The 14,022-nt window shown below is 66.2% G+C and carries 15 protein-coding genes; 7 read left to right on the forward strand and 8 right to left on the reverse strand.

Annotated features, from left to right (window positions below; translation table 11 throughout):
• From QOH60_RS01735 to QOH60_RS01755, 5 genes are all read left to right on the forward strand, one after another.
• Positions 1-795: thiolase family protein (locus QOH60_RS01735; protein ID WP_526416450.1), on the forward strand; the 795-nt coding region annotated here is incomplete at its 5' end.
• Between the two features lie 45 nt (positions 796-840).
• On the forward strand, positions 841-2,310 hold the full coding sequence (locus QOH60_RS01740; RefSeq protein WP_526416498.1) for a class I adenylate-forming enzyme family protein: 1,470 nt from the start codon (positions 841-843) through the stop codon (positions 2,308-2,310).
• A 116-nt stretch (positions 2,311-2,426) separates the two neighbouring features.
• A complete protein-coding gene (locus QOH60_RS01745) occupies positions 2,427-3,242 on the forward strand; it encodes a mycofactocin-coupled SDR family oxidoreductase (RefSeq protein WP_526416452.1) in 816 nt (271 codons plus the stop codon).
• A 188-nt stretch (positions 3,243-3,430) separates the two neighbouring features.
• Entirely contained in the window at positions 3,431-4,636 is a 1,206-nt protein-coding gene (locus QOH60_RS01750) for a cytochrome P450 (protein ID WP_526416454.1), read from the forward strand.
• A 12-nt stretch (positions 4,637-4,648) separates the two neighbouring features.
• Positions 4,649-5,461, forward strand: a complete 813-nt coding sequence (locus tag QOH60_RS01755; protein ID WP_526416456.1) for an NAD(P)-dependent oxidoreductase — start codon at positions 4,649-4,651, stop codon at positions 5,459-5,461.
• A 9-nt stretch (positions 5,462-5,470) separates the two neighbouring features.
• Here QOH60_RS01755 and QOH60_RS01760 read toward each other — a convergent pair whose 3' ends face one another.
• Entirely contained in the window at positions 5,471-5,818 is a 348-nt protein-coding gene (locus tag QOH60_RS01760) for a nuclear transport factor 2 family protein (RefSeq protein ID WP_526416458.1), read from the reverse strand.
• Complete coding sequence (locus tag QOH60_RS01765) at positions 5,815-6,417, reverse strand: TetR/AcrR family transcriptional regulator (RefSeq protein ID WP_526416460.1); 603 nt, start codon at positions 6,415-6,417, stop codon at positions 5,815-5,817. Before QOH60_RS01765 ends, QOH60_RS01760 begins: the two co-directional genes overlap by 4 nt.
• A 74-nt stretch (positions 6,418-6,491) precedes the next feature.
• On the opposite strand from QOH60_RS01765, the gene QOH60_RS01770 reads away from it, so the two are divergent.
• On the forward strand, positions 6,492-7,724 hold the full coding sequence (locus QOH60_RS01770; RefSeq protein WP_526416462.1) for an FAD-dependent oxidoreductase: 1,233 nt from the start codon (positions 6,492-6,494) through the stop codon (positions 7,722-7,724).
• An 8-nt stretch (positions 7,725-7,732) separates the two neighbouring features.
• On the opposite strand, the gene QOH60_RS01775 is transcribed toward QOH60_RS01770, so the two are convergent.
• Positions 7,733-8,818 carry a phosphotransferase family protein gene (locus QOH60_RS01775; RefSeq protein WP_526416464.1) on the reverse strand — a complete coding sequence of 362 codons (1,086 nt, stop codon included), beginning with the start codon at positions 8,816-8,818 and terminating at the stop codon, positions 7,733-7,735.
• Between the two features lie 43 nt (positions 8,819-8,861).
• On the opposite strand from QOH60_RS01775, the gene QOH60_RS01780 reads away from it, so the two are divergent.
• Positions 8,862-9,905 (forward strand): TIGR03857 family LLM class F420-dependent oxidoreductase, encoded by a 1,044-nt coding sequence (locus QOH60_RS01780; RefSeq protein WP_526416466.1) that lies wholly within the window; start codon positions 8,862-8,864, stop codon positions 9,903-9,905.
• Between the two features lie 9 nt (positions 9,906-9,914).
• Here the strand turns inward: QOH60_RS01780 and QOH60_RS01785 are convergent, their stop codons facing one another.
• The 5 genes from QOH60_RS01785 to QOH60_RS01805 are packed head-to-tail and all read right to left on the reverse strand — an operon-like array spanning position 9,915 to position 13,924.
• Complete coding sequence (locus QOH60_RS01785) at positions 9,915-10,496, reverse strand: nuclear transport factor 2 family protein (RefSeq protein ID WP_526416468.1); 582 nt, start codon at positions 10,494-10,496, stop codon at positions 9,915-9,917.
• A 2-nt stretch (positions 10,497-10,498) separates the two neighbouring features.
• Positions 10,499-11,422, reverse strand: a complete 924-nt coding sequence (locus QOH60_RS01790) for an SDR family NAD(P)-dependent oxidoreductase (RefSeq protein ID WP_526416470.1) — start codon at positions 11,420-11,422, stop codon at positions 10,499-10,501.
• The gene (locus QOH60_RS01795; RefSeq protein WP_526416472.1) at positions 11,419-11,844 is read right to left on the reverse strand and encodes a Zn-ribbon domain-containing OB-fold protein; all 426 of its coding nucleotides are present in this window, start codon (positions 11,842-11,844) and stop codon (positions 11,419-11,421) included. Before QOH60_RS01795 ends, QOH60_RS01790 begins: the two co-directional genes overlap by 4 nt.
• A 5-nt stretch (positions 11,845-11,849) precedes the next feature.
• Positions 11,850-12,653 (reverse strand): enoyl-CoA hydratase/isomerase family protein, encoded by an 804-nt coding sequence (locus tag QOH60_RS01800; RefSeq protein ID WP_526416474.1) that lies wholly within the window; start codon positions 12,651-12,653, stop codon positions 11,850-11,852.
• Positions 12,650-13,924, reverse strand: a complete 1,275-nt coding sequence (locus QOH60_RS01805) for a cytochrome P450 (protein ID WP_526416476.1) — start codon at positions 13,922-13,924, stop codon at positions 12,650-12,652. Before QOH60_RS01805 ends, QOH60_RS01800 begins: the two co-directional genes overlap by 4 nt.
• Positions 13,925-14,022 lie beyond the last annotated feature (98 nt).

A 14,022-nucleotide genomic window follows, 5' to 3' on the forward strand; every position in this document is an offset into this window, starting at 1 on the left:
GCCAATATCAACTGGGGCGCCCGCGGTCCGCTGCAATGGGAAGCACCGTACGGCCATACGCTGATCTCCAAGTACGCCATGGCCGCGCGGCGGCACATGCATGACTACGGCACCACCATCGAGCAGATGGCCGAGGTTGCGGTGTCGGCGCGGTTCAACGCGGGCGGCAACCCGGAGGCCTATTACCGCGATCCGATTACGATCGACGACGTGCTCAGCGGCCCGATGATCGCTGACCCGTTCACCAAGTTGCATTGCTGTATCCGAAGTGACGGCGGGGCCGCGATCGTGCTTGTCAGCGCGGAGCGCGCGAAGGATCTTCGTAGCAAACCGATCTGGGTTCTCGGCGCGGCCGAGACCACCTCGCACATGCTCACGTCGCAATGGGACGACCTCACCGTCGGCCCGGCCTCGGTCAGCGGGCCGCTGGCCTTCGCCCGCGCCGGCGTCTCACCGTCCGATGTCGACGTCGCCGAGCTCTACGACGCGTTTACCTACATGCTGTTGCTCACCCTGGAGGATCTCGGCTTCTGCCAGAAGGGGGAAGGCGGTGCGTTCGTCGAGAAAGGGGCGCTGCGCCTCGGGGGCGAGCTTCCCACAAACACCGATGGCGGCGGACTGTCGGCGTGTCATCCGGGGCAACGCGGCTTGTTCCTCCTCGTCGAGGCCACCCGCCAACTGCGCGGCGAATGCGGGCCGCGGCAAGTACCCGATGCCAGGATCACCTGTGTCAGCGGCACCGGCGGCTGGTTCTGCTCCAGTGGCACGGTGATTCTCGGCGCCGAGGAGCCATAGGTGCCGGGAGCGCCGCTGAGTCCAGAGGTTCCCGACACCCGGTCGATGTTGGAGTCTGCGGCCGCCCGCCATGGCGGCCGGGAGGCATACGTCGAGCCGCGTGCGCGAATCACGTTCGCTCAGTGGATCGGCCGGGCCCGTTGCGTTGCTGCGCAATTCGCCGGCCTGGGCGTCAGCAAGGGCGACGTGGTGACGCTCTGGCTGCCGTCGGGCATCGACTACGCGACGTGCTACGCCGCGGCGGCGATGATCGGCGCGATCACCACGGGCCTCAACCCGCGGTTGGGCCGCCGCGAGATCGAATCCATTCTGCAACAAGCTGATCCCGCGTTGATCATCGTCGACGAGCGGCTCGGTGAATTGCCGGCCACGGACGCGCGACTCCTTGCGCGGACCGCGCTGTCCACTGACACCTCCGGATCGGCGCCACCCGCGGTGGAGCTGACCCGGCGGGACCCTGTTGCGTTGGTCTTCACCAGCGGAACGACCGGGACGCCCAAAGGTGCGGTGTTCGATGCCGATCGCCTGGCGGCGGGCGCCGCGGCAGCGGGGGTGATGAGCGAGCCGTACGACCGGCGCCTCACGTCAACGCCGTTTGCCCATGCCGGCTACATGTTCAAGCTGTGGGACCAGCTGGTGTGGGGCAGCACCCTCGTGGTTCCGTCGACGCCATGGTCCCCCCAGGACATGTTCGACATCCTGCGCAACGAGCGGGTCACCGTCGCCGGGGCCGTGCCGACCCAGTGGGCCAAGCTTCTCGATGTCGACGGAGTGAGTCCGGAGGCTCTGCCGCACTTGCGGATCGGCGTTGCCGCCACCGCGCCGGCGCCGCCAGAACTGGTGCGCCGAGTCGCCGAGCGCATCGGCGTCCCGCTCGTGGTGCGATACGCGATGACTGAGTGTCCGACCATCTGCGGAACGGACCCCACGGACGCCGCCGAGGTGCAGTTCCGCACGGTCGGCCACCCTGCCGCGGGGATGAAGGTGCGCGTCGACGCCGACGGGGTCGTCGAGGTGAGCGGGCCCTGCGTGATGCGCGGTTACTGGCGCAACTCGGACCTCACCGACGAAGTGTTGCGCGACGGCTGGCTGCGTACAGGTGACATCGGCGTGCTCGGCGAGGACGGCAACCTCACTCTTGTCGGACGCAGCGGTGACATGTACATCCGTGGTGGCTACAACGTGCATCCCGGCGAGGTCGAGCGCGCGCTCGCGGACCACCCTGGCGTGAAACAGGTTGCCGTGATTGGCCGTTCCGCACCGGTGATCGGCGAGGTCGGGGTCGCCTGCGTGGTGCCCACGGACGGCACCGCGCCGACCCTGGCTGAGCTGCGCGCACACGTGAAGGGCGAACTAGCCGACTACAAGGCACCCGACGAACTGCTCATCGTCGACGAGCTGCCCTTGACGGCGATGCTCAAGCCGGACCGGGTCGCCCTGCGCGAATTGATCGCTGGGCGCGACCGAGATATCGAACGTCACCGGCCGCCGCCTCACGCGAGCGTGCGTGTCTGACGGCGACACGCCGCAAACGGATCCGACTTCACGCACGCTCGCGGCACGGAAACCGTTCTGACAAGGCCCGCATTCACACCGGCAGCGCGTCGGACTAGCACTCAAGGAGCTGAAACGTGGGAGATCTCAACGGCCAAGTCGCGTTCATCACCGGAGCCGCCCGTGGCCAGGGCCGCGCGCACGCGGTCAGACTGGCGGCGGACGGCGCGGACATCATCGTGCTCGACATCTGCCGGAACATCGACTCGATCGACTACCCCAACGCGAGCCCCGACGATCTCGAAGAGACCGTGAGGCTCGTCGAGAAGGAGGGTCAGCGCATCGTCGCCCGGCAGGCCGACGTGCGCGACGCCGATGCCGTCGAGCAGGTCGTGGCCGACGGGCTTGCCGAGTTCGGCCGCCTCGACATCGTGATCGCGAACGCGGGTGTCATCCGACTCGGTCCGGGTGGTGATCGGCGGCAGACGTTCCGCGACATCATTGACGTCAATCTGATCGGCGTGTGGAACACCGTGGAAGCGGTTATCCCGGCCCTCATCGACGGTGGTCGCGGCGGGTCGATCGTAATGACCAGTTCGAGCGCTGGCCTGAAGGCCCCGAATACCGATCGCGCGGGCGGGCAGGCGTACGGCGCGTCCAAGCGTGGTCTGGTGGCACTGATGCAGACCTGGGCGAACAACTTGGCGCAGTATTCGATCCGCGTCAACACCATTCACCCGACCGGGGTTGCCACCGGCATGGTGATGAACGACGTGATGGCGGCGATGTTCGAGGCGAATGATCCGTCGCTCGCCGCGATGCAGAACGCCCTGCCCATCCAGGTGCTGATGCCCGAGGACATCGCGAACGCGGTCGCGTTCCTGGTGTCCGACGAAGCGAAGTTCATCACTGGGATCGCGTGGCCGCTCGACGCCGGGTTCGCGGTCCGATAGGAATTCCGTACCACCGCTGGGGTGTGAGACTATTGCGCTTAGATATCGACATAGTTAACCTAGTGCGATGAGTCGCCGGTGAACGGCGGTCCGACATTTCATTTAATTGTGACAGTCGACTGCCGTTGTATCGCGGCACCCGGATGCTTCGAGTTCGCGCTTGGTCGCGGCCGTTACGGAAGGACGTCATGAGCGAGAGTCATGCAGGCGCAACGTGTCCCGTCAAAGACATCGCAATGAATACGCCGGACTTACCCGCGCTGACCCACTTTCGCCTGCTCGACGAGTGTCAGGACGAGGGCCGGCCGGTGTTCCGCAACACCGAGGCCGGCATGGACTATTGGGTGTTCACCGACAACGCCGTGATCCTGGATGGATTGCAGCACCCCGAACTCTGGTCCAGCAGCGTTATCGTTCCGACGGAACCGGACCCGCCGTACAAGTGGATCCCGATCATGATCGACCCACCTGACCATGCCAAATGGCGCCATGTGTTGGCCGAGTACTTCTCGCCGGGCCGCGTCAAGGGCCTGCGCGACGCGCAGCAGAGGCTGGCAGCGGAACTCATCGACAAGCTCGTCAGCGAAGGCGGATGCGATTACGTGGCGCGGATCGCGCGCGTCTTCCCGTCGACGGTCTTTCTGACCATCATGGGCATGCCCCTCGAGGACCTCGAGAAATTCCTGGCCTGGGAGGACATGATCCTGCATCAAAGCGGCGTGGGCGAAGAAGTCAACGCTGCCCGGCTCGAGGGCATGACGCACGTGATGGGCTATTTCTCCGGATTGATTCAACAACGCCGAGAAAGCCGAGACCCCGATACCGACGACATCGTAAGCAAGGCGATCGACTGGACCATCGACGGCGAGCCGATCAACGATATGGAGCTTCTGAACTGTCTGCTGCTCTTGTTCATGGCCGGGCTGGACACGGTGTCGAATCAGCTGTCCTACGCGATGGTGCACCTCGCCACACACCCGGCCGACCGCGCCAGGATCGTCGCCGAACCCGAACTCATCCCGAAGGCGGTCGAGGAGATACTCCGGGTCTATCCGATCGTGCAGACCGCACGAAAGGCCAACCAGGACATGGACTTCCACGGGTGCCCGGTCAAGGCGGGCGACATGGCGTCGTTCTCGCTGGCGTTCGCCGGCCGGGATGAGGCAGCCTACCCGGAGGCTCGCAAGGTCGACCTCGACCGCGGCGTCACGCGTCACCTGTCCTTCGGCGGCGGCCCGCACCGTTGCCTCGGCTCGCATTTGGCCCGCCAGGAGATGGCGGTTGTCCTCGAGGAGTGGCACAAGCGGATCCCGGACTACGAGCTCGCGGGCGAGGCCCTCGAACACGGCGGCCAGGTGTTTGGCGTGGATTCGCTGCCCCTGACATGGCGCTGACGTGAACGTGTGATGACCTGCACCGTCGGATTCCTCGGCGCCGGGCAACTCGGGGAGCCGATGGTCGCACGCCTTCTCGGCGCGGGTCACGACGTGATGGTGTACGCCCGTCGCGACGACGCGCGCCGTCGGCTCCACGGCCGCGGAGCCGCATTGGCCGATTCGGTAGCCGACTTGGCGTCCGAGAGTGACCTTCTCATCTCGTGCCTGTTCTCCGATGCTCAGCTGCGTGAAACCGGGTTCGGCCCAGACGGATTCATCGCCAACGCGAAGCCGGGCTCGATGTTTGTGTCCCACACGACGGGCACCGTGGCCACCCTGGAGGCCCTGCGGGACCACTCTGCGGGGGGACCGGTCGTCCTCGATGCTCCGGTCAGCGGCACCGCTGAGGACATCGCCGCGGGCAGGCTGACGGTGCTGATCGGTGGACCAAGTGAGGCGATCGGCGCAGTGACGCCGACCCTGGCCGCATACGCCGATCCGGTGGTGCCGACCGGTGCCTTGGGCAGCGCGCTGGCGCTCAAGCTGGTCAACAATCTGTTGTTCGCCGCAAACGCTCAACTCTTGGCGGCGGCAACGCAACTCGGCACTCAGCTGGGTGTTGACCCGGACGTGTTGCTTTCCGCGCTGCAGGTCTGCAGTGCTGGGAGCCGCGTCGCGGCGCATGCTGACCACGTCGGCGGGATGGATCGATTCGAGGAACTTGCGGGTCCCTTCCTTCGCAAGGACATCGCCGCCTGCCGCGAAGCCGCGGCTCAAGCAGGGGTTGATCTCGGGCTGTTGGGGGCCGCCGTTCGGGCGGGGTCGCTGGACCTCGACGGGTAAGTCGCGTTGTCACTTCTTCATCGGGGAGGCGTCCCAGAAGTCGCGGTTGGTCGCCACCTTGCCGTTGCGCACGGTCCCGACCGACGCTCCGTGCAGACCGGCGGGCTGCATCACCCACTCGACGGCGAAGTGCTCGCCGTCGGCGAGCACGCTGATCACTTCGTAGGACGCTCCTGGCACCATCTTCAGTGCACCGCTGACGAAGTCGCGAGCCTGCTGCGACCCGCGCGCGACGTGACCGGTCGGAACGTCTTCGAGCACGACGTCGTCGTCGAACCAGGACGTGATGGCGTCGAGATCGCTGGAATCCCAGTCCGCGTAGTACCGCCTGAGCCAGGCTGAGTCGTCGTTCGTCATCCGATGTCTCCTTTTGCTGCCGTCAACACGCGGCGGATCGCCGCGACAAGGGGTTGGTCGCCGTCGTCAGCCAGGCCTCCTGCGCCCGCCGCGGCGAGCGAAGGATGGATCCGGTTGCCCTCGGCCAAGTTTCGGGTGGCGAGCCATCCGACGAAGATCAAGTACGTAGTCGTGAAGGCCTGCACCGCGGCGGTCTCGGACAGACCGGCGTCGCGCAGGATCTGCATGGCCGTATTCGTCAGCCTCGCGGCTCCGGGTGACGGCCCCGTCGCGGCGAGCGCCCGCAGTCCGGTGCCCGGGTAGGCGAGGAACGCCCGGTCCATGGCGGTGATCAGCGCGAGGTACCTGTCGATCCACGGAGCGTTCAGGTCGACCGCGACGTCGATCCGTGCGGCGACGGCCTCGACCACACGGTCGGCGAGTTCGTCTCCGCCGCGGAGGTGGTAGTGGATGGCGGGCGGTGTGACGCCGCATTCGTCGGCGACCGCACGAACCGTCAGGCGATCCAGCGAGGACTGCGCCACGACGCGCAGCGCCGCATCCACGACGTCGGTCATGGAGATGGGCTGCGGCTGCGTCCCACCACGGCTTCGCGGCATCGTCTCCCCTTCGGGCTGGCGTCCAGGAATTCCATTATGCCATAGTAAATGGGATCGATGGAAGGGAGACCGCCGTGGAGACGGAAGTCGTCATCGTCGGCGGCGGCATCGCCGGATGCGCGTTGGCGGTTCGCCTGGCGGGGGCCGGGGTTGCCGTCACGGTCCTGGAGCGCGAGCGCCTCTATCGAGACATCGTGCGCGGGGAAGCGTTGGTGCCGTGGGGATTCCAGGAGGCAGTGCAGCTCGGTATCGCGGACGTGATCCTCGAGACCGAAGGGGTCTCGGTGATGACCAGGATGGTGCCTTACGACGAGTCCCTCAGCGTCGAGGAGGCCCAACGTCGGTCCCGTGAACTGTCCGATGTCGTGGACGGCTCCCCCGGGGTCGTCGGCGTCGGTCACCCCGAACTCCGGGAAGCGTTGGCCACCGCCGCGACCAAGGCGGGGGCGACAGTCATCCGCGGGGTGCGACGCTCGGTGGTTCACGCCGGCGACGGCCCGTCGGTGCGCTACGAAGTCGACGGACGCACCGACACCGTGCGCTGCCGGCTGGTCGTCGGTGCGGACGGCAAGAAGTCCGCGACGCGCACCGCGCTCGGCCTGCACTTGTCGACGACGCAGGCCAGGGTGCGGCTGACCGGAATGCTGGTCGACGACGGCGGTGCGTGGGACCGCGCCGAGACCGCCATCTCGGTGGATGGTCGCAACCAGTTCATCGTGATCCCGCGTGCCGACAGTCGGCTGCGGCTCTACGTTGCCCGCCGCGAGGAAGACCCAGAACCACTACAGGGTCCGACCGCGGTCGCAGAATTCCTGAAATCGTTTCGGACGAACATCTTTCCGCGGTCCGATGCGCTGGCTGAGTCCACACCTATCGGTCCGTGTGCGACGTTCCCGATGAATGACGCCTGGGTCGACGACCCTGTGGTGCCCGGAGTGGCGCTCGTCGGCGACGCCGCGGGTTGGAGCAACCCCGTCACCGCCCAGGGGCTGGCGATCAGCTTGAGGGACGCGCGGATACTGGCCGAAGCGCTCCTCGAGGTACCGGATTGGACACCGGGGGGACTGTCCGGTTACGCCGACGAACGCCGGACTCGGATGGCCCGCTTGCGGTTCGCCAGCGCGCTGACGGATCTGCTGACCGGATTCGGAATGCCGGACCGCGCCGCGCGTCGGGGCCGCATGCTCAAGTTGCTGCGCCGACGTCCAGAACTGGGCGCGGCCCTCGACGCCGTGCATGCGGGGCCGTGGGCCGCCGCGAGCGAGGCGTATACGCCTGACATCCTGACGACCGTCGCCTTGGCGTGACGGTGTTGTCAGATCTGGTCGAGGTACTGCTCCACCAACGCGACTGACGTCCGGGGATAGCTCATCGCCGTCGTGGCGTCCAAGCCGTCGCGCACCAGCAGTCGGGCGAGCCGGTTGTTGATCAGGGACAGCACGAAGGCGGCGACCACCTGGTAGTAAATGATGTCGCCGGTCGAAGTTCCGCCGAACTCCAGGTAGCGCCTGACGAACTCGTCGTCGTCGGGGATGCCGGGTAGCCGCGTGAATCCCAGTGCCTCACAGAGGAAACGCTCGAACATCAACCACCAACCGAGGTCAATGTCGGGCGGCCCGGTGCCCGCGGTCTCCCAGTCGAACAGTGCGACCACCGACAGGTCTTCGCCGAAACACATGTTCCCGACGCGGGCGTCGCCCCACACCACCGTCTCGGCATCGGTATCTGGCGCGGATGCGAGGATCGCCTCCCACGCCCGCGCGAGGGTATCCGCACCGACCACCAGGTCGTCGCGGCACCAGTCATACCAGCCGCTCAGCTTGTCGAGATAGCGTTGCAGCGCAGTGTGACTCGTGTCGGACTGTCCACGGAGAAACTGCAGCGTATCGGCGTCGTCGACGCGGTGTACCGCCACGAGCGCGCGTAACCCGTTGTCGCACAGCAAGCTCCGCTCCGCCGCCGTGAGGTCGACGGTCCAGCCTCGCTTGTGCCAACTCGGCACGTCGGGCGGCGTCCGGCCCCGCACCCGTCGCATCAGATAGAACGGCGACCCAAGAATCGCCGCATCACGTTCGATACCGACGATGTCGGGCACCGGAATGCCATGTGCACCAAGTCGTTGCATGACCTCGGCCTGGCGGGGAGCGTCAGGGACTGTGAACAACTGGTGATCTTCGGCTTGGGCCCGCAGCACTAGATCCTCGGCGTGGTGTGCGCCTGCCGTGTCGGTCCAGGCAGCACTGAAGAACACTGTCTTGCCTGAGTACCCGGCTGGCGGCGCGGTGAACTCGGAGATGTCAAAAGCCGTCGTTCCGGACGGCTCCAGCCGCGGAGGCAGCCAGGCATGCAGGACGTCGTCCACTCGGTCGCCGACATCGCCGCGTGCGGACTTGTACGCCATCGGTATCCTTCCCAAACCTGAACACTACTGTCAGAATAGCGTCATGGATAGCAATCAGCCCAGCGGCATCGCGCTAGGCGCGTACGTGCTTCCCGGACGTGTCAGCGATCCCGGTGCGGTGGTAGGCCAAGCGCTGGCGGCCGAGCAGTATGGATTGCGCACAGTTTGGCTCAGCGAGCGGTGGGGCACCAAGGATCTCGGAGTGATCGCAGGCGCTATCAGCCAGGTCACGTCGACGGCCCAAATCGCTTCGGGCATTACGCATTTACAGTCACGGCACCCAGCGCTGCTGGCGTCGCTGGCGATGACGGCTCAGGCGCTCTCGGGCGGCCGATTCACCCTCGGCGTGGGCCGCTCGGTGGATGCCATGTGGAAGGCCGTTGGGCTGCCAAGGTCCACCAACGCGTCGATCATCGACCACGTCGATATCTTCCGCCGGCTCTGTCGTGGGGAAAAGGTGCGCTACGACGGACCTGCGGGTACGTATCCGTCGCTGCGGCTCAACGACATTCCCGATCAGCCGGTGCCGCCGGTGGTCTTCGCGGCGATCGGTCCCCGCAGTCTCGAGCTTGCCGGCCACCACTTCGACGGTGTGCTGCTGCATCCATTTCTGGCGCCCAGCGCGGTGCGACGGTCGGTGGAGTGCGTGCGGGGCGCCGAACGCGCGGCCGGCCGGGCGGCGGGGAGCGTGCGCGTGTACGCCACCGTCGTGGTGGCGTGCGAGCTGCCCGCCGAAGAGGAGCTCGCGGTGGTCGGGGCTCGGGCGGTGACCTACTACCAGATTCCCGGCTTCGGGGAACGCTTGGCGGCGGTGAACGGATGGGATCCGGAGCCGTTGGCACGGTTGCGATCCCATCCGCTGCTGGCCGGCATCAAGGGCTCAGCGGATTCCGTGCTGACCCGCGAGGAGCTCGTCGAGGTGGCGTCGGTGCTGCCCACGGAATGGACCCGCGAGACCGCGGCGATCGGATCGGCGCGGTCCTGCCACGAGATGTTCGAACGCTACCGACGGGCTGGGGCCGACGAATTGGTGCTGCACGGAAGCACACCCGATCGATTGGGCAAGCTGTTCGCGCCGGCCGGGTAATTTACCGCGTTAGTGCGACCGGACCCCGAAGTCGATGTCCTGGATGCTGGCGAACGGCGTGAAGCCGTCCTTGCCCAACCACGACGGTGAGGCCTGGTGGCCCGGTTCGGGCCGCGCCCAATCCACCCACGGTCCCCAATCCTCGCGGCGCAGCTTCTGTTTCAGCGTCTGAGGATGCGCCTCGGCGGCCGCCGCGTAACGCCGTGCGAACTGCTTCATCTCGGCGAACACCCAGACGTCCTCCTCGGTACGCCATTTCCCATCGCCGGCGTATTCGATGAATTGGTAGGAGGGAAAGTCGATCGGCGGAGCACCCGGCTCGGGATTGTCGGCGCGGTTGAACACTTTGTAGGCCACGCGATTGCCGTCGACGACGTACCAGATGAGTGGGCTGTAGACCTGCGGCGACGCACCCATGGTGCCTTCGAGGAATTTGGTGATCTCATCGGGGCCGGTGAAGGTGCCATAGAAGTGGTCGAAGTAGGTCGCGTCGTCGGTGAACATGTGCGCCCAGGCATGCCAGTCCTCGAGCACTGGTCCAGTCATGAAGTAGCGCCGGAACTCTCGTTCGACCTCTGCAATGTCCGCCATCGTCAGCCTCCCAGCCGCAGTCCGGTGTTACGGGTGCCGAACACATCGGCAGCCATGATCGCACCGAGTTTGTTTGCATCCCAGCGCTTTTGGCCGTTGGACACAGACGCCACGGAGTGCCAGCCCTTCATCAGCTGGAGGTGCTCGCCCATGGCTCGGATCACCTGACCGCTGACGTGGCCGGCCTCCGGACTGGCCAGCCAGGCCACCAGCGGCGAACCCAGCGACGGGTCCTTGGGATCGAAGTCGTCCTCGGCGCGCTCGTCGGGCTCGATGGCCGGCTCTGCTCCGGGCATGGACGCGGACATCCTGGTCCGCCCACCCGGGCTGATGGCGTTCACGGTGGCACCGATCGACGCCAACTCCAGGCTCAGGGTCTGGGTCAGCCCGACGATCGCGGCCTTGGCAGCGCTGTAGTTGGTCTGCCCGAAGTGGCCGTGCAGGCCGGCCCCGGACGTGGTGTTGATGATGCGGCCGTACACCTTTCCGCCGGATTCCTTGGATTCCGCCCGCCACTTGCGCGCGACCGCACGGCTGGTGAGCCAGCTGCCGCGGACGTGCACCCGTATCACCAGGTCGAAGTCGTCGACGGTCATGTTCCAGATCGCCTTATCGCGTACGATGCCCGCGTTGTTGACGACGATGTCCAGCCGGCCGAGCTGCGAGTAGGCTCGTTCAACCGCCAGGTCGACCTGCTCTTCAGCGCCGACATCGCTGAAGTCGGAAACCGCGGCGCCGCCACGGCTTTCGATGATGGCCACCACCTCGTCGGCGACCTTGCCGGTGCCCTCCCCGGACAGGCTGGTGCCCAGATCGTTGACGATCACGGTTGCGCCGTGCCTGGCCAGTTCGAGCGCGTGGCCGCGGCCGATGCCGTGCCCGGCACCGGTCACCAACGCGACTTTGCCGTCGAGCAGTCCGGTCATGCATGCTCCTTGATTGGGGTGAACACCGTGAGGTACGGGCTGTCCGGATCGTCTCCGTCTACGGGGCGGAACGCCGCGGTGACCGGCATCCCGACCTGGAGGTCGCCAGGGTCCGCGCCCTCGATCGTCGTCATCAACCGGGGGCCCTCGTCCAATGCGACAATCGCCGCCACGTACGGCAGCCGGTCCTTGAACGGGGCTAGATCGTTCACGTACACAGTCGAATACGTGTACAGCGTGCCGGATCCGGTGGCTTCAACCGGGTGCACGTCCTCGCTCCAGCAGTGTGGGCAGAACGGCCGCGGATAGTGGTGCACCTTGCTGCACGCACCACAGGAGGCGATCATCAACCGACCCTCCCTCGCGGCTTCCCAGTAAGGAGCGCTCGCGGAGTCGATGGTGGGGACGTCAGCGCGCGCCATTGCCGTCACCACCCGGTGAATTCGGTCGGGCGTTTCTCCATGAAGGCCGCCACGCCCTCTTTGGAGTCGTGTGCATACGACTGGATTTCTTGCGCCATCGCCTCCGCGACGAACGCACCTGACCGGTCGGTGTCGGGGGAGTCGTTGAGCAACCGCTTGGTGAACGCGATGGCGCTGGTGGGTGATCCCGCTAGTCGTCCGGCGAAATCGGCCACCGTGGCGTCGAAGTCGGCGGCACTCACCACGCGGTTCACCAGACCGAGCGTCAATGCCTCTGCAGCCGTGAGCCTTTCACCAAAGAACGCCATTTCCTTGGCCTTCTGCATGCCGATGCGCCGGGGCAGCAAGTAGCAGCCGCCGCCGTCGACGACGAGCCCGCGCTTGACGAACGACTCAGCAAAATAAGCGTTTTCGGTAGCGATGACCAGGTCGGAGGCGTACACCAGGTGCGCGCCCAATCCGGTGGCCGCGCCGTGAACCGCGGCGATCACCGGCTTGTTGCAATCGAGCACGCTGGCCACCAGCTTCTGGGCACCGTTCATGATGCGTTGCGTCGGCTCAAGCACACGCTTCTCGCCCTTGGCGCGTCCCGCGGCCAGCGAGGCCACGTCGGCGCCGGAGCAGAAGTGTTTGCCGTTGGCGCGCAGCACCACCACGCGCACCTTCTCGTCAGCGTCGGCTGCCGACAGCAACCCGATGAGCGCGTCGCGGTCCTCGGGCCGTACTGCATTGGCGGAGTCGGGCCGGTTCAACGTGATGGTCAGCACGCCGTTCGTCAGGTCGGACAGCACAGTCTCGGTCGCAGTCATGGCGTGTAGGTGGCCTTCAGGTGCTTGATGCCATTGACGAAGTTCGACCTCAGCATGACCGGTTCGCCACTGGCCGCGATGTCCGGGTAGCGCGCGTAGAGCATCCGGAACGCCACGTTCAATTCCAGCCGCGCCAGATGCGCGCCGAGACAATAGTGCGGCCCCGGGCCGCCGAAGGCGATGTGGTTGTTGGGCTTTCGTGCGATGTCGAAGGCCTCAGGCTCGTCGAAGACTTCGGGGTCCCGGTTGGCTGCCGGGTACCAGAGGACGACCTTCTCACCCGCGTTGAACGTATGGGTGACCTGATCATTCGAGTCGGTGAGCGTCACACCGTCGCGGGTCACGGTGCGGCGCATGTGAATCACCGGGCTGGAGTACCGCAGGATTTCCTCGACCGCGGTCGGCGCCAACTCGTCATAATCCGCCAACAGCCGGTCGCGCTGCTCGGGGTGCGCGCTGAGGATCATGAGTCCGTGGGTGAGCGCGTTGCGCGTCGTCTCATTGCCCGCGCCGATCAACAGGATGAAGAACTTCGCAAGCTCCTGCGGTGTCAGGTTCTCCTCGTCCGAGGTGACCAACTTGCTGATCACGTCGTCGCGGGGCCGGCCGATGCGGTCCTCGGCGATGCCCTTGAGCAGGTCGATCAACTGCTCGCTGATGTCGGTGATCGCCGCTTCGATGCCCGCGACGGTTTGGTCAGGCACGTACTCGGGATCGGAGGCGCCGAGCACGATGTTGGTCGCCTGCAGGATGAATTGCTCATGCTCGCGGGGAATGCCGAGCATGTTGTCAATGATCCGCAGGGGCAACAGCGTCGCGAATGCGGAGACGAAGTCGCACTCACCCGAACGAGGCATCTCCTCGAGGATCTCGGCAGTGGTTTCCTCGGCCAGTCCGCGCAACTCCGAAAGCACGCGGGGACTGAAACCGCGCGAGACGATTTTCCGCAGACGCATGTGCTCGGGATCGTCCATGTCGATGATCGAGCCGCGGTACTCCCGCATCTCTGCGGTCTGGTCGAAGATCTGGGTGCCCTGACCGGAACTGAAGTCCTCAGGTCGGCGGCTGATGTCGGCGACGTCGCGGTGCGACCCGACAGCCCAGAATCCCCGGACCCGGGGGGAGTCGGGTCGGTTGGTGCGCACGAACACCGGGCCGCCGGCCTCACGCAGGCGGCGGTAGAGATCTGTCCGGTCGCCCGGGCACTCTTGCCACCACCGCAGGTCGATCAGCGGTGCGAACTGCTGCTCATCGAGGTCGGTCGCGCTCACAACACCCGATTCTGGCATTACTGTCACTTTTAGGCAATGCCGGGGTACCGGCTGATACGGTTCATCGCGCCGATCTCATGGCCTTGAACTTCGCAGGT

This window comes from Mycobacterium sp., from assembly GCF_032159765.1.
GTDB lineage: Bacteria > Actinomycetota > Actinomycetes > Mycobacteriales > Mycobacteriaceae > Mycobacterium.

What these genes read in the sequence shown, in the direction of transcription:
- QOH60_RS01750 (WP_526416454.1), top strand. Translation starts at nt 3,431, where the DNA reads ATGAGCGAGAGTCATGCAGGCGCAACGTGTCCCGTCAAAGACATCGCA.
- QOH60_RS01790 (WP_526416470.1), bottom strand. Translation starts at nt 11,422, where the DNA reads ATGACCGGACTGCTCGACGGCAAAGTCGCGTTGGTGACCGGTGCCGGG.
- QOH60_RS01765 (WP_526416460.1), bottom strand. Translation starts at nt 6,417, where the DNA reads ATGCCGCGAAGCCGTGGTGGGACGCAGCCGCAGCCCATCTCCATGACC.
- QOH60_RS01755 (WP_526416456.1), top strand. Translation starts at nt 4,649, where the DNA reads ATGACCTGCACCGTCGGATTCCTCGGCGCCGGGCAACTCGGGGAGCCG.
- QOH60_RS01760 (WP_526416458.1), bottom strand. Translation starts at nt 5,818, where the DNA reads ATGACGAACGACGACTCAGCCTGGCTCAGGCGGTACTACGCGGACTGG.
- QOH60_RS01800 (WP_526416474.1), bottom strand. Translation starts at nt 12,653, where the DNA reads ATGACTGCGACCGAGACTGTGCTGTCCGACCTGACGAACGGCGTGCTG.
- QOH60_RS01795 (WP_526416472.1), bottom strand. Translation starts at nt 11,844, where the DNA reads ATGGCGCGCGCTGACGTCCCCACCATCGACTCCGCGAGCGCTCCTTAC.
- QOH60_RS01740 (WP_526416498.1), top strand. Translation starts at nt 841, where the DNA reads ATGTTGGAGTCTGCGGCCGCCCGCCATGGCGGCCGGGAGGCATACGTC.
- QOH60_RS01780 (WP_526416466.1), top strand. Translation starts at nt 8,862, where the DNA reads ATGGATAGCAATCAGCCCAGCGGCATCGCGCTAGGCGCGTACGTGCTT.
- QOH60_RS01775 (WP_526416464.1), bottom strand. Translation starts at nt 8,818, where the DNA reads ATGGCGTACAAGTCCGCACGCGGCGATGTCGGCGACCGAGTGGACGAC.
- QOH60_RS01785 (WP_526416468.1), bottom strand. Translation starts at nt 10,496, where the DNA reads ATGGCGGACATTGCAGAGGTCGAACGAGAGTTCCGGCGCTACTTCATG.